Consider the following 13,745-nt stretch of genomic DNA (forward strand, 5'->3'; position numbering starts at 1 on the left):
AAGCGGAGCCGTCAATCCCTGGGTCTACTTGAACAGCTTCGCCTTATCGACCACATCGACATGGGCGCGCTTGAAGCAGTTCCAGGTCTTGCTCTCCTTGTCATAGACCGAGTTGACGAAACACTTCCAGTTCTTCTCGTCGACGAAGTTGTAATCCATCCGATAGTAGAAGCCGGGGTAACGGCTCTCCTCGCGGAACTGGATGTGCTTCATGTGCGCTTCGGCGGTCAGGATGCGGTGGTAGTTCTCCCAGGCGCGCAGCAGTTCGTGCAGATCCTTCGCCCGCATCTTCAGCGCGTCTTCCTTGAGCATCTCCAGCTTCATCTCCGCCACTTCCATCATCTTGGCGTTGGTCTGATACATGGTCGAGACGCCGGCGACGTACTCGTCCATGATCTTCTGCAAGCGGAACTGGAGCATCTTCGGCGTGATGTAGTGCGGGTTCACGTCGATCGCGGTGCTGTAGTCCTTGTTCTCGATGAAGTTGCGCACCGGACGGTAGATCGCGTCGACCAGATCGGCGACCGAATCGGCCAACTCGGGCTTGTGGTCCTTATTGTCCATGCAGAACTTGACCATCGCCTTGGCCGCGAGCCGTCCCTCGGCATGCGAGCCGGAGGAGAACTTGTGACCGGAGGCGCCCACGCCGTCAGCGGCGGTGAACAGACCCTTGACGGTGGTCATGGAGCGATAGCCCCAGCTCCAGCCGGAGGGCAGGTGGCTCGGGATCTTGCCGGCGTCGGCGTGATCCTCGGAGGTCGGGGCGCCGAGATCAGTCGGACCCGAGACCCAGATGCCGCAGCAGCCCGAATGCGAGCCGAGCAGGTAGGGTTCGGTCGGCATTAACTCGGAGTTCTTCTTCTCCGGCTCGATGTTCTCGCCGGCCCAGACACCGGCCTGACCGATGCACATATCCAGGAAGTCTTCCCAGGCCTCGGCTTCGAGGTGCTTGATCTCCTTCGGGGTCATGGTCTCGGCCAACTTGCCGAGTGCGGTGACCGTGTCCATATAGATCGGTCCGCGACCCTCGCGCATTTCCTTCATCATCAGATGGTTGCGCAGACAGGATGCCGGGACGGCGGCCTGGCCGTAGGGCGGGTAGTCGTTCAACAGTTCCTTGTTGGTGTCCATGTAGACTTCGCCGAAGGCGTTGGTGGCCTTGGCCTTGAAGAGCAGGAACCAGGCGCCGACCGGGCCGTAACCGTCCTTGAAGCGGGCGGGCACGAAGCGGTTTTCCATCATGGTCAGCTCGGCGCCAGCCTCGGCGGCCATGGCGTAGGTCGAGCCGGCATTCCACACCGGATACCAGGCGCGACCGGTGCCTTCACCGACCGAGCGCGGACGGAAGATGTTCACGCAGCCGCCGGCGACCAGCAGGCACGCCTTGAACTTGTAGACATAGACCTTGTGCTCGCGCACCGAGAAGCCGATGGCGCCGGCAATGCGGTTCTTGTCGTTCTTGTCGTTGACGAGCTTGACGATGAAGACACGTTCCTGGATGCGGTCGGTGCCCAGCGCCTTCTTGGCGGCCTCAGCGACGATCCACTTGTAGGATTCGCCGTTGATCATGATCTGCCACTTGCCCGAACGCACCGGCTTGCCGCCGTCGACCAGATTCTTGCCTTCGTCGCCGGGCTGCTTCCAGATCGGCAGGCCCCATTCCTCGAACAGGTGGACCGAATCGTCAACGTGGCGGCCCAGGTCATAGGCTAGGTCGTCGCGGGTAATACCCATCAGGTCGTTGGAGACCATGCGGGCATAATCGGCGGGATCGTTGTCGCCCAGATAGGTGTTGATGGCGGACAGGCCCTGGGCCACGGCGCCGGAGCGGTCCATGGCGGCCTTGTCGACCAGCTTGACCTTGAGGTCGAAGCCCTGTTTCTTCGCCTGATCGAGCCAGGGGCCGATCTCATAGGCCGCGCCGCAGGCGCCCATGCCGCCACCGATGATCAGGATGTCGACTTCTTCCTCGACGATTTCGGGATTGCCGAATTCTCCAGCCATTTCGTCTACCTCAGAGTTTTTGTTCTAGGTGTTCTTGGGGCGAACGGATGAACGTCGCCTTGATCCTGCCCGGCGCTTTGCCGGGCCGGGAGCCGATTATTTCCGGATCAGTTCGCTCGGATTGCCGGGCTTCTGAACGCCGCCCAGGGTGAAGAATCCAGCGTCGCCGATCTTGGCGATGTCGGCCTCTGGCTTGGAGCCGTAGGGATCGATGGAACCCTCGGGGGTGGTGCGGATGGGGAATTTGAAGCGCTTCATGTTGCCGTTGCGGAATTTGATGGTCCACATGATCGAATCGGTGCCGCGCAGGGGTTGAACCGAGGCGCCCATCGGCACCACATCGGCGTAATGGCGGCATTCGATCGCCTGCTGAGGGCAGATCTTGACGCAGGAGTAGCACTCCCAGCACTGCTCGGGTTCTTGGTTGAACGCCTTCATGGCATGGCCGGTCTCGGAGCCGTCCTGGTCGAGTTTCATCAGGTCGTGGGGGCAGATATACATGCAAGCGGTCTTGTCCTGGCCCTTGCAGCCATCGCACTTATCGGTACGTACAAACGTTGGCATGGTGCTCGATCTCCTAACGGTTCACTGCGGTGAATGCCGCCTTGTTGCTTGACTAAGGACGGGAAGCGGCTCTCGACTCCCGCGGCATCGGATCCTCGGGAGATGGTTTGGAATTTTGCATCCGCGCCTGGTTCGACAAGGCTCGTCCTCTCTATCGCCCCGGGCGCAAGCTTGGGGGACTGAAACGAGGACGATCAAGTCCTGACCGGGTACTATGGGGATCGGAGCGTAGTGATTCGCCGAGGCAAAATCAAAACAGTATTTCCGGCTGCTTTCATAAAATTGCCTTATTAGGTAATTCTGATGGCGATGCTCCCGTCGAATGGATCGACCGCGTGTCTGGCACGATTCGTGTCGTTTTCGGCGGCCTGAGCCGCACGGTCATCGACAAGATCGGAAATCACCCAAGTTCACTTGATGAGGCAGTCCACCATGCGCGAGTCGCTCTCGGAAAATCACGCCATGAATCAGGCGCGACTGTGGCTGACGCTGGGGGCCGTCGGCGGATTGCTGACGGTCGCCCTCGGCGCATTCGGCGCCCACGGACTCAAGGGACGCGTCGCGCCCGATCTGCTCGCCAACTGGGGGACCGGCGCGGACTATCTGGGACTGCACGCGCTGGCTATTCTGGTCTGCGGCCTGTTTCTGCTCCAGCGTCCGGCCGCCGGATTGGCGCATGCCGCCGCTTGGGCCTTTCTGATCGGTTGCACCCTGTTCAGCGGCAGTCTGTTTCTGATGACGCTCAGCGGCGCGCGCTGGCTCGGCGCGATCACACCCTTGGGCGGCCTTGCCTTGCTCGTCGGCTGGGGACTGCTGGCGGTGGGCGCCTGGCGCGCCACCGCGAATCCGGGCTGATCGGCCGCGATGCGTCTTTCTCGTATTTTCGTCGAATCGCCCTTGCGTATCGGATCCAGTCTGACATTGGCCGCGGGTCCGACGCGGCATCTGACCCAGGTTCTCAGGCTAGTCGCGGACGCCCCGCTGATCCTGTTCAATGGCGATGGCCGCGACTATCCGGCCCGCCTGATCGAGTCGAATCGCACGGCCGCGACGGTCCTCGTCGAGGGCGCGAGCGAACCGGAAACCGCCCCACGACTGCGTATCTATCTGGCGCTTGGCGTCTCCAAAGGCGAGCGTATGGACTATGCCATTCAAAAGGCAGTGGAACTCGGGGTCGACCGACTCACGCCCCTGTTCACCGAACGCAGTCAGGTCCGCCTGGATGGCGCGCGGCTGGAGCGGCGCCTGGAACACTGGCGCGGCATCGTGATCGGCGCCTGCGAGCAGTCCGGGCGGCGGCGGCTGCCGACGCTGGAACCGGCCGCCACACTGGAACCCTGGTTGGCGACCGCGCCCGCCGGCGGTCTGCTGCTCGATCCCCTGGCGCCGCTGGCTCTGACCGAGTTTCCCGCGCCGGAGATAGACGTAACCCTGCTGGTGGGACCGGAGGGCGGATTGAGTTCGCGCGAACGCGAGCAGGCCCGACGCCAGGGTTTTCAAGGCGTGCGTCTGGGGCCGCGCATTCTCCGCACCGAGACGGCGCCGCTCGCCGCCATCGCGGTCATTCAGGCGCTGTGGGGGGATTTCGGGGGTGTTTAACCGGCACGCTCCGCCAGCAGCGAGTTGATCTCGTTGAGCAGTTCGGATTCCTGGTACGGCTTGCCGAGGTAGCGATCCACTCCCAACTGCATGGCGTACTCGCGATGTTTGGCACCGGTGCGCGAGGTGATCATGATGATCGGCAAATCCCGCAGTCCCTCGGAGCGGCGGATGTGACGCGCCAGTTCGTAGCCGTCCATGCGCGGCATCTCGATATCCAGCAACAACAGATCGGGCATGCGCTCGTCGAGCAGGGTCAGGGCCTCGACCCCGTCCTTGGCCGTCAGCACTTCCATATTCTGACGCCGCAGCAAACGGCTCGTGACACGCCGCACGGTGAGCGAGTCGTCCACCACCATCACACAGAGCGGCCCCTTCGTGGTCTCCACCGCCGCGGCAGCCGGCCGATAGAGCTGAGCCGCGCCGGATCGCAGCAGCGCTAAGGCGTCAAGAATCAGCGCGACCCGCCCATCCGGCAGAATCGTGCCCCCGCTCAGCCAGCGCACGCCAGCAAGCTGTGGACCTAGTGGCTTGACCAGGATCCGCTGACTTTCGAGCAGGCTGTCGACATGCAGTGCCACGCGCTGCTCGCCGAGCCGGATCATCAGCAGCGGCAGCCAGCGCCGTTCGCCGATGTCGGGTTCTTGCGCGGGATCGAGCACGCCGCCCAGATAGACGACCTTGTAGCTGTGGCCGCGCGAGGTGAATTCCGTCGCCTCGCCCCGGTAGATGGCCAGCAGATCGTCGCGGCCGATACGCCCCGCCGCCTCCACCGTGCTGTGCGGCACGGCATAGATGTTGTCCCCCGCGGAGACCAGGAATGCCTCGATGATAGCCAGCGTCAAGGGCAGTCGGACGGTGAAACGGGCACCCTGGCCGGGGACCGATTCCAGGGCGATCGAGCCATTGGCGACCTTGATCTCGGAGGCCACCACGTCCAGACCGACGCCGCGCCCCGAGATCTGGGTGACCTTGCCGGAGGTCGTGAAACCGGGTTCGAGGATGAATTGCAGCAGCGCCTCGTCCGGCAGAATGGTCTGGGGCGCCAGCAATCCGCGGGCGATCGCCTGTTGTCGAATGGCGGCGAGATCCATGCCCTTGCCATCGTCGCTCAGGCTGATCACCGCGTCATTGCCTTCGCGGCGCAGGGCCAGCGTCACCTTGCCCGTCGCCGGCTTGCCGTTCGCGGTCCGCGTCTTGGAATCCTCCAGGCCGTGATCCACCGCGTTGCGCAACAGGTGTTCGAGCGGGGCGACCAGCCGATCCAGGATGGTGCGGTCCAGTTCGACCTCGGGTCCGATCACCTCCAGGCGCGCCGACTTGCCGAGGGTGTCGGCGGTCTGGCGCACCAGGCGATGCAGACGCGGCACCACCTGGACAAAGGGTACCAGTCGGGTGCGCAGCAGTCCGTCCTGAAGATCGTCGGCGAGACGCGCCTGCTGGGTCAGCAGATCCGTGAATTCGCGCTGATAGCCGCCCAGCATGTCCTTGATGCTGACCAGGTCGTTGACGGTCTCCGCCAGGCTGCCGGAAAGCTGCTGGAGTCTTGAGAAACGGTCCATTTCAAGCGGATCGAACTCGCGGTTATAGTCGGAGACGTCGCCCTCGCGCTCGACACGATGCATGATCTGGGTCTGTGTCTCGATCTCCAGCAGCCGGAGCTGCTCGCGCAGGCGCGCGACGGTCTGGTCGAATTCGCCCAGGCCGAAGCCCAGCAAACCATTGCGTTGGCTAAGACGCCCGCGGTAGATGCTGATTTCCCCGGCATGGTTGACCAGGCGGTTCAGCAGATCGGAACGCACCCGAATCTGTGGGCTGACGGGAACCGCCACAGCCCCTTCGACTCCGCTCGGGACAGGCCCTTCGACTCCGCTCGGGACAGGCCCTTCGACTCCGCTCGGGACAGGCCCTTCGACTCCGCTCAGTACAGGCCCTTCGACTCCGCTTGGAGCGGGCGCTTCGGCGCCGGTCTGGAGCGCCTCTTCGCGCATATTCGCCAGGTCCGCGAACGGTTCCGGGGTGGGCGATACGGGGAACGGCACGGGCGCGTCCAGCATCTCCAGTGGAGCTTGGCCGAGCGCCTCGATCAGGCCGGACATGCGCGGAATGGGCGCTCCTTGCTCCAGGGCGTCGATCTGAGCCGAGAGGGTATCCACGGCACGCTGGGCCAACTCCATCGTCGTATCGTTGACCGCGCCCGGCTCCTCGCTCAATGCCTTCAGGCGGGTTTCCAGCGCATGACTGAGATCGCCGATAGCCGCAACACCGGTGAGTCGCGCGCTACCTTTCAGCGTATGCAGCAGGCGGTTGATGCCATCCAGTGCGCCAATGTTCTCTGGGGCGAACTGCCATTCCCGGAACTGGGTATCGAGTTTGTCGAGCAGATCCCGCGCATCTTCCAGGAACAGGCCGGCCATTTCCGGATCGGGGGCCGGCATGGCGTCGGAGGGTTCGACGGCCTCCAGCAACGTTGTTGATGGCGGCCAGCTTGCGGCGGTCATATCGATGACCGGAGGCGGCGGGGTCTCGACGTCTTCCCGGAGACCAGGAAGCACGGCGGAGAGGGGCTGAGTCGTTGCAACGACGGTAGCCGCCAGTTCGGCATCCTCGACGATTTCGCCCGCCAACTGATCGGAATCGCCCGTGTCCGCCAGTGCCTCGGGGAGCGTCTCTCCGAAGCTTGCTTCTGGCTCGACGGTTTCGCCCTCGCCTTCATCCAGCCATCCCCAAGCGCTTGCGTCCGGCTCGGCATCCGCCAGGAGAAATTCAAGTTCCTCGCCGAGGACGGCTTCCGCTTGCGCGGACATTGGCTCGGACGCTGGTTCGGGCGGAATCTCAGCCGGGAGAGCATCGCTTGCGGCGGGAGTGTCGATCTTCTCCCCGGCGATGACGGGCTGCGCGAGTTGAGCGATCTCCTCGGCAAGTCCGACCAGAGCCGCCGCGCCAGCGCCCAGGTTCGGCAATTCGTCGACCCGCTCCCGGATGCCTTCGACAGCGCGCCGGATGAGGGTGAGCAGGCCATCGTCCAGATCGCCGTCCAAGGCCAGCAAAGGCTTGATACATTGCTCCAGGCCCTTGGTGACGACGGCAATGGAGTCGATCCCCGACATTCGGGCACTGCCGGTCAGGGTATGCAAGGCGCGCTGAGTCGCTTCGTCCACCCTGGCGTCACCCGCCTCGGCCCGCCGCAGAAAAGCCCGCAGTTCGGCGAGATGCTCGTGCGTTTCGGCCTGAAAAATCCGCAGCAATTCTTCATCGGCAACGAACAGGCTGTCGTGATCGGTCACCTGGTCCGCGAGCGCCTCCCCCGCTGGCGCGTCGAGCGACAGGGGCTGACCGGGATCGATCATAGGTTCCGGGCCTGGAACAAGGTTGGCGCTCTCCCGCAACCGATTGGCGCGCGAAATGAGCGGATCGATGTCGAACGGGCGACCCTCGGACTCGGCCGTCACGAGTTCGGGTAACAGGTTCACCGCCTCGGCGACACAGGCCAGAATCTCCTCGGAGGGAAGCGCCTGATCTTCGATCAGACGATTGAGTAAAAATTCGACCGCCTGACCAAACTCGGCCACCTGCAGGGCGCCGACCAGTCGGCCGCTACCCTTGAGCGTATGGAAGCTGCGCCTGAGCGAGGCGAGGGCGGCGGTGTCGTTGGGATTGGACTCCCAGCGCGCGAACTGGATCTGTGCCGAGGCGGTTTCCTCGCGGGCCTCCTCCATGAAGATATCGAGAAACTCCGTCTCGTCATCGTCGGAGAATTCCGATTCGATCAGGCCGGGCAGGGCCTCGGAGATCCCGTGATCCGAGATGGGTTGCTCCTGACCGGACGCCGGAACGTCCGGTGGCGCCGTGGCATCGAGAGGCAGCGCTTCGTCGAGATCGAGATCGAGATCGAGATCGATGGACACCGAAAGCGCGTTGGCGATCTCCCCGATGGGGGGTGCCAAAGTGTCCCCAGGCTCGGATTGAAGCGCGCGAATGGACTGGCCGCCGCGTTCGATCAGACTGTCGCCGAAGGGCACCGCATCCTGCAGATGACCAATGTAAAGTTCGAGCGCGGCGACGGCATCGGCGAGATGCTCGAACTCGGCATCGGTGGGCGCGTGCTCGGCCTTGACATAACGCTGTTGAACCAACTCGCCAATGGATTCGGCAAGCCGCGCGGCGGGAATCTCGCCAAGAATGTTCAAGGCGCCGGAGACGCTGAAAAGATGCTGCCGCACCGGATTCAGGGTCTCCCGGATGCCCTGGTCGACATGACAGTTGGCGATAGCGTCCTTCACGCGCACCAGCTCGTAACCCGCCTCGCGCAAGGTGGCGGCGGTGAGTTCGGACAGGTCCATGTCGGGCGCGATGAGTTGTCTGGGGCGTGTCGAACGGTGGTCGGCATGGGCGAGCAGGACCGCTTCGATACCCAGCAACTCCATGGCGTGCGATTCCAGCCGCGCCTGATCTTCCGCGATCTCGTCTAGTGCCAATGCGCCGAAGTCAGTGGCGAGTGCGCGCAGGCGGTTTGGCAGGTTGCCGACCTCGGCCACATCCAGGGTGTCGGCCAGACGACGCAGGTGTGCGCAAAAGGCATCCAGCGCGGTGCGATCCGTCTGTGCGTCGCGCGCCAGCCGGTCAAACTGCTCCTTGAGTTGAGCGAATTCGCTCAACAGCGCGCGTGCAAGCTCGGCGAGCGCCTCGTCGCCACCCAGACCTTCCAGATCGGCGCGCGGCAGGGCGGTTACGGACTGGCTTGAATCATATAGGGACTGAAGCTGGGCAATCAGCGGACTGTTGACGCCCCCTTCCGACAGACTTCTCAAGAGATGGTCGATGAGCGACAGCGCATCGACTTCCGGCCATTGAGGCGGCTGTTGGCTCAACGCCTTCAAGACCCGGTCGAGGTGCCCCATCAAGGAGCGCGCTCGCGCGTCGGTCGCCAGAGCGCCGTTCCGCAATGCCTCGGTAAAGACTTCGGCGAGACGAAACAGGTCGGCCAGCACGCCCTCCCGAAGGGAGTCGTGCAGATGATGAAACAGACCGCCGAGACGGGGCAGGCTCTGTCTGTTCGGATCGCCCCGATACCATTCGACCAGATAACGATGATATTGAGGACGCACCTGACGCACGACCTCGGCCAGGTTCTCCAGAGTCTCGGGCGTCCCTGGGGAAGCGCCATTGGTATCCGCGGCCGCGAAGCTCAGCTGCTCGGCATGGGTGAGCGGCTGAACATCGCAGGCCGCGCGGACCGCGTCGATGATCGGCCAGAGGCTCCGTGGCGATTCGTCGAAACCGGCATCCAGGCGGTCGAGATGATGGTTCAACTGGGCCAGCGCCTGACCCATCGCCCGCGTGCCAGAACGCGCGTCCGCCGGGTCTTCCCCCGCGAGGCCATCGCGCATGCGTTCGGCCAGCAGAGTCATCTCCCGCGCGAGACGCGCGGGAGCCTTCAGTTGCAAGGCCAGCAAGACACCGTGGACCTGCTCCAGGGCTTGAACGGCAGCCGTCGGATCTTGCGGCACGGCGGACACCCCGTCGGCCTCGACCAGCGCACGAACCGGACGCAGGGTCGCGGCGATTTCGCCCTTGACCCACTTCAGACCTTCAACCACCTTTTTTTCTGCCATTGCCCCGCTACTCGTGGTGCGCTCTGTGGCTCGGCTCGGGATCGGCCGATCCGTCAGGGAAGCCGGAAGCCCGCGACCGACCGCTGCAATTCGATGGCCAGATTGGCGAGTTCCTCGACCGAGTCCGCTGCGCGGCGCGTGCCATCCGTGTTTTCCTCGGTGATGGCGCGAATGGCCTGGACGGTATCGTTGATCTCGGCGGACTGCCTGGACTGACGCTGGGAGGAATCGGAAATGCGCTTGGTCAGATCGGCGATATAGGCCGAGACGTTCTCGATCTCGCGCAGCGCCTCGCCCGCGTTCTCGGCCAGGTTGGCGCCTTCGACCACGCCGGCGGTGCTGGCCTCCATGGAACTGACCGCCTCGTTGGTGTCCGCCTGGATGGTCCGCACCAGCACCTCGATCTGCTTGGTGGCGTTGCGCGAACGCTCCGCGAGCCGCTGGACCTCGTCGGCGACCACCGCGAAACCGCGTCCGGCCTCGCCCGCCATCGCCGCCTGCATGGCCGCGTTCAGCGCCAGAATATTGGTCTGATCGGCGATGTCGTCGATCAGTTCGACAATCTCGCCGATCTCCTGCGAGCTTTCGCCCAACCGTTTGATACGCTTTGAGGTTTCCTGGATCTGCTCGCGGATCGCGTCCATGCCCTGGATGGTATCGCGCACCGTTTGGGCGCCGCGTCCGGCCACCTCGACCGAACGGGACGCGACCTCGGCGGATTCGCCGGCATTGCGGGCCACTTCGTCGATCTGGACTGTGAGCGACTGCACGGCCGCCGATGCCTGGGTGATCTGCAGAGATTGCACGCTGCTCGCCTCGGCGAGCCGCATGGCGATCGCGCGACTCTCCTGCGCCGAGTGCGTGACCTTGGCGGCGGTCGTGTTGATGGTGGTCACCAGGCTTCGCAGGGCCTCGATCGCATAATTGATGGCGTCGGCGATGGCACCGGTCTTGTCCTCGGTGACCGTGGCCTCGACCGTCAGATCGCCGCTGGCGAGATCGCCCATTTCATCGAGCAGACGCAGGATCGCGCCCTCGTCACGCTCGGTCTGGGCGGTCGAAAGCTCCTCCCGACGCTTGGCGTCGCGCAAGGTCAACAGCGTCAACAGAACGAGGCTCAGCAAGGCAAGGGCGCCGAACAGCAAAACCGCGCCTGAACCGATGGGAATGCCGGCAATGTTGACGTGCCGCCCCGCCGTGCCAATGTCGGACATCAGGACGTTTAGCGACGTCTCCAGCCGTAGCCCGTCGCTTTCCAGATCCGGCAACCGGTCGATCACGGGTTGAACCTCCGTCATCAAGCCCAGCATCTCCTTGCCCGACACGCGCATTGCGGCAAAGAGCCGGGTCGCCTCGGCGAGCGTGGAACGAGCGCCCGTACTGGACGCGGCCCCGGCCGGCTTGGTCAGATCGTTCAGCGCGGCAGCGAACGCGTCGCTCTCGGCCGAAAAATTCTCGATGGTTTGGGATGCGAGCGCTTCGCCCGCCATGAATCGCGCCAGCGCCGCATCCATGCGTTCCAGCCGGGCCGCTTGCAGGCCCGCCTGAAGTGCCTGAGCGGGCGACGCGCCTTCGGAGACGAAGCGATTCGCCGCCGCCGTCATGGCTTCGCGGGCATTCGGCAAGACCGCTTCGAGAGCGTCGATGTGTTTGCGCAGGGTCAGGAGACGGTCCTTTTCGGCCAGAATGCGCTCCGCATCGGTGCTGACCGCGGACCAGGCGTTTTCGGCTTGCGTCAGGCGGTCCTGGCGCTGTGTCATGCCACCGAACAACGCCGTAAGGTCGGACTCTAAACGATCACGTTCCTGACGCAGTCGCTCAAGGGCATTGCTGTCGCCCCGCGTGGCCTCGCGCGCGGAGCGGAGCAATTGACCAGACTGGGTCATCCCCAGGGCCGCGGCGCGCGCCTGACGCGCGGCCGAGGTGTCGACAGCGCTCAGCTTCAGATCGATCGCAAAGGCCAGCGCGGCGAAGACGAACGCAATCAGTAAAAACACGAATGTGGTTCCCTGCGACCCACCCAGTAACCCGCCCGGCGCGGACTTTCCAAAAGTCATCTTGATTGGCTTCGCCATCTAATGCCGACTCCCGATGCGTTGATTGTCTTTTCGAATATCCATGAAATCTTCCGGATCACGTCTTGGCGGTTCGCGGCGCGGTTGGCGCGGTCGTCACGAAACCTGGATCGCCGACCGAGACGACTGTCGAATTCGATTGTCGACCACCTTAAACCATGGCCGCATTGAACTGTGGATCGGCCATCAGGCGACCCAGCCGGATGACCGGCACGGGCACGCCGTCGAGCAGAAACGACGCATCGACGTAGGGTTTGCTCGCGCCCAATCCTTCCGGCAGCGCGTCGACCCGGTCACCGAGTTTGATATAGCGCATGCCAATCGCTTCGGAGACGACCAGGCCGCATGGCAACTCATCCTGCCTGACCACCAATACACGCTCCCGACCGCGAGTTTCGCGGCGTCGATCCGGACCCGATTCCGATTCGCCGGCGCGGATCCGCAGCCGGGTACCCTCGATAAAGGCGGCCAGATGGAAGATCGGGAGCAGGATACCGCGATTGTTCGCGACGCCAAGAAGCCAGGGCTTGGTGCCGGGTACCCGCGTAATCTCGCGAGGCAGTTCGAGAACCTCGGCAATCTGTTCCAGCGGGGTTAGAAAGGCTTGCGCGCGCACGAGAAACAACACCGCGGCCCAGCTATCGGGGGGCTTGGTCTCGTCCGGCAAGCCGGCGGCACGCGCCCGACAGCGTGCGTCGAGGTCGCGAATCAGCGCGTGCAGATCGGTTCTGGGGCGGTTGGTGCGCGCCATGGACGTCAGGCACCCAAAAGGATGCGAATCCGTTCGAGGAGCAGCTGGCGATCCACGGGTTTGACCAGATAATCGTTGGCGCCTTGACGCAAACCCCAGGTACGGTCCGTTTTCATGTCCTTGGTCGTCACCATGATGATGGGGATATCGGCGGTCTCCGCGTCGCCGCGCAGGATCCGCGTCGCCTGAAAGCCGTTCAGGATCGGCATGATGACATCCATCAGAATCACGTCGGGGCGAAGCCGGCGCGCGGCCTCGACGCCTTCCTCCCCGTTGGTCGCGGTTTCGACTCGGTATCCGGCCTTGATGAGCGTGTTGGAGAGAATCCGCGTCTCGGTCGGCGAATCGTCGACGACCAGCACGGTTGCCGCCACGGACGGGGCACCGTCATCGCTCGCGTCCCGAGCTGGTGGATTCGAGTTAGGGTGTAAGCGTGTCATGATGTGCCTAAGGCTTATCGGCGAATGATCCGTGCTCATGAACGAGGTCGTGATCGACAACGCGTCCGATTGCGCAAGCTCCTAACCAGTTGATTAGTAAAATCAATTCAGGGTTCCAACGGCTCCTGTCCGTCCGCCGGCCCGGTGTGGAGCCGAGAGGACGGGCGCAGATTGCCTCTCACCGCCTCCAGCAGTTCCTCGCCGGTAAAGGGCTTGGAGAGGTAAAGCTGAGCGCCGACCAGCCGACCCTTGGCGCGATCAAATAACCCATCCTTGCTGGAAAGCATCACCACTGGCGTATGCCGCAAGGCGGGGTTGCTCTTGATCAACGCGCAGGTATGGTAACCGTCGAGTCGTGGCATCATGATGTCGACAAAGACCAGTTCGGGCTTGAAGCTGACGATTTTACCGAGCGCGTCAAAGCCATCCTCCGCGACACAAACCTCGCAGCCGGCCTTCGCTAACAGATTTTCCGCGGTGCGTCGGATCGTTTTACTGTCGTCGATGACCAGGATCCTGGCGCCGCGCAAGTCGGAATTACCCATGTCCGTCACAGGTACGGCCCTTTGCCGAGACAGGATTGAGGACAGCCATACATAGCCCGGAGTTGTACCATGGTCGGGGTGGTGCGTCGATGCGAACCGCATCACCATTCTGGAAGTCATGGGACATGATACCAAGGACTGGGTTCCCGGAT

At 63.6% G+C, this 13,745-nt stretch carries 9 protein-coding genes; 2 read left to right on the forward strand and 7 right to left on the reverse strand.

Annotated features, from left to right (window positions below):
- Positions 1-24: 24 nt before the first annotated feature.
- A complete protein-coding gene (gene aprA, locus THIVI_RS15985) occupies positions 25-2,004 on the reverse strand; it encodes an adenylyl-sulfate reductase subunit alpha (RefSeq protein ID WP_014779579.1) in 1,980 nt (659 codons plus the stop codon).
- Between the two features lie 96 nt (positions 2,005-2,100).
- Positions 2,101-2,568, reverse strand: a complete 468-nt coding sequence (gene aprB / locus THIVI_RS15990; RefSeq protein ID WP_014779580.1) for an adenylyl-sulfate reductase subunit beta — start codon at positions 2,566-2,568, stop codon at positions 2,101-2,103.
- A 462-nt stretch (positions 2,569-3,030) separates the two neighbouring features.
- Between aprB and THIVI_RS15995 the strand changes: the two genes are divergently transcribed.
- Both THIVI_RS15995 and THIVI_RS16000 read left to right on the forward strand, forming a co-directional pair.
- Positions 3,031-3,423: a DUF423 domain-containing protein gene (locus tag THIVI_RS15995; protein ID WP_041447671.1), complete on the forward strand. Its 393-nt coding sequence runs from the start codon at positions 3,031-3,033 to the stop codon at positions 3,421-3,423.
- Between the two features lie 9 nt (positions 3,424-3,432).
- A complete protein-coding gene (locus THIVI_RS16000; RefSeq protein WP_014779582.1) occupies positions 3,433-4,167 on the forward strand; it encodes a 16S rRNA (uracil(1498)-N(3))-methyltransferase in 735 nt (244 codons plus the stop codon).
- Here the strand turns inward: THIVI_RS16000 and THIVI_RS16005 are convergent.
- From THIVI_RS16005 to THIVI_RS16025, 5 genes are all read right to left on the reverse strand, one after another.
- Positions 4,164-9,782 (reverse strand): hybrid sensor histidine kinase/response regulator, encoded by a 5,619-nt coding sequence (locus tag THIVI_RS16005; protein ID WP_014779583.1) that lies wholly within the window; start codon positions 9,780-9,782, stop codon positions 4,164-4,166. The two genes, THIVI_RS16000 and THIVI_RS16005, sit on opposite strands and share 4 nt — an antisense overlap.
- A 53-nt stretch (positions 9,783-9,835) precedes the next feature.
- Positions 9,836-11,779: a methyl-accepting chemotaxis protein gene (locus tag THIVI_RS16010; protein ID WP_245537289.1), complete on the reverse strand. Its 1,944-nt coding sequence runs from the start codon at positions 11,777-11,779 to the stop codon at positions 9,836-9,838.
- 229 nt (positions 11,780-12,008) lie between these two features.
- Positions 12,009-12,608: a chemotaxis protein CheW gene (locus THIVI_RS16015; RefSeq protein WP_014779585.1), complete on the reverse strand. Its 600-nt coding sequence runs from the start codon at positions 12,606-12,608 to the stop codon at positions 12,009-12,011.
- A 5-nt stretch (positions 12,609-12,613) separates the two neighbouring features.
- Positions 12,614-13,048 carry a response regulator gene (locus THIVI_RS16020; protein ID WP_014779586.1) on the reverse strand — a complete coding sequence of 145 codons (435 nt, stop codon included), beginning with the start codon at positions 13,046-13,048 and terminating at the stop codon, positions 12,614-12,616.
- 107 nt (positions 13,049-13,155) lie between these two features.
- A complete protein-coding gene (locus tag THIVI_RS16025) occupies positions 13,156-13,593 on the reverse strand; it encodes a response regulator (protein ID WP_014779587.1) in 438 nt (145 codons plus the stop codon).
- Between the last annotated feature and the right edge of the window lie 152 nt (positions 13,594-13,745).

This window comes from Thiocystis violascens DSM 198, assembly GCF_000227745.2.
Classification (GTDB): Bacteria; Pseudomonadota; Gammaproteobacteria; order Chromatiales; family Chromatiaceae; genus Chromatium; species Chromatium violascens.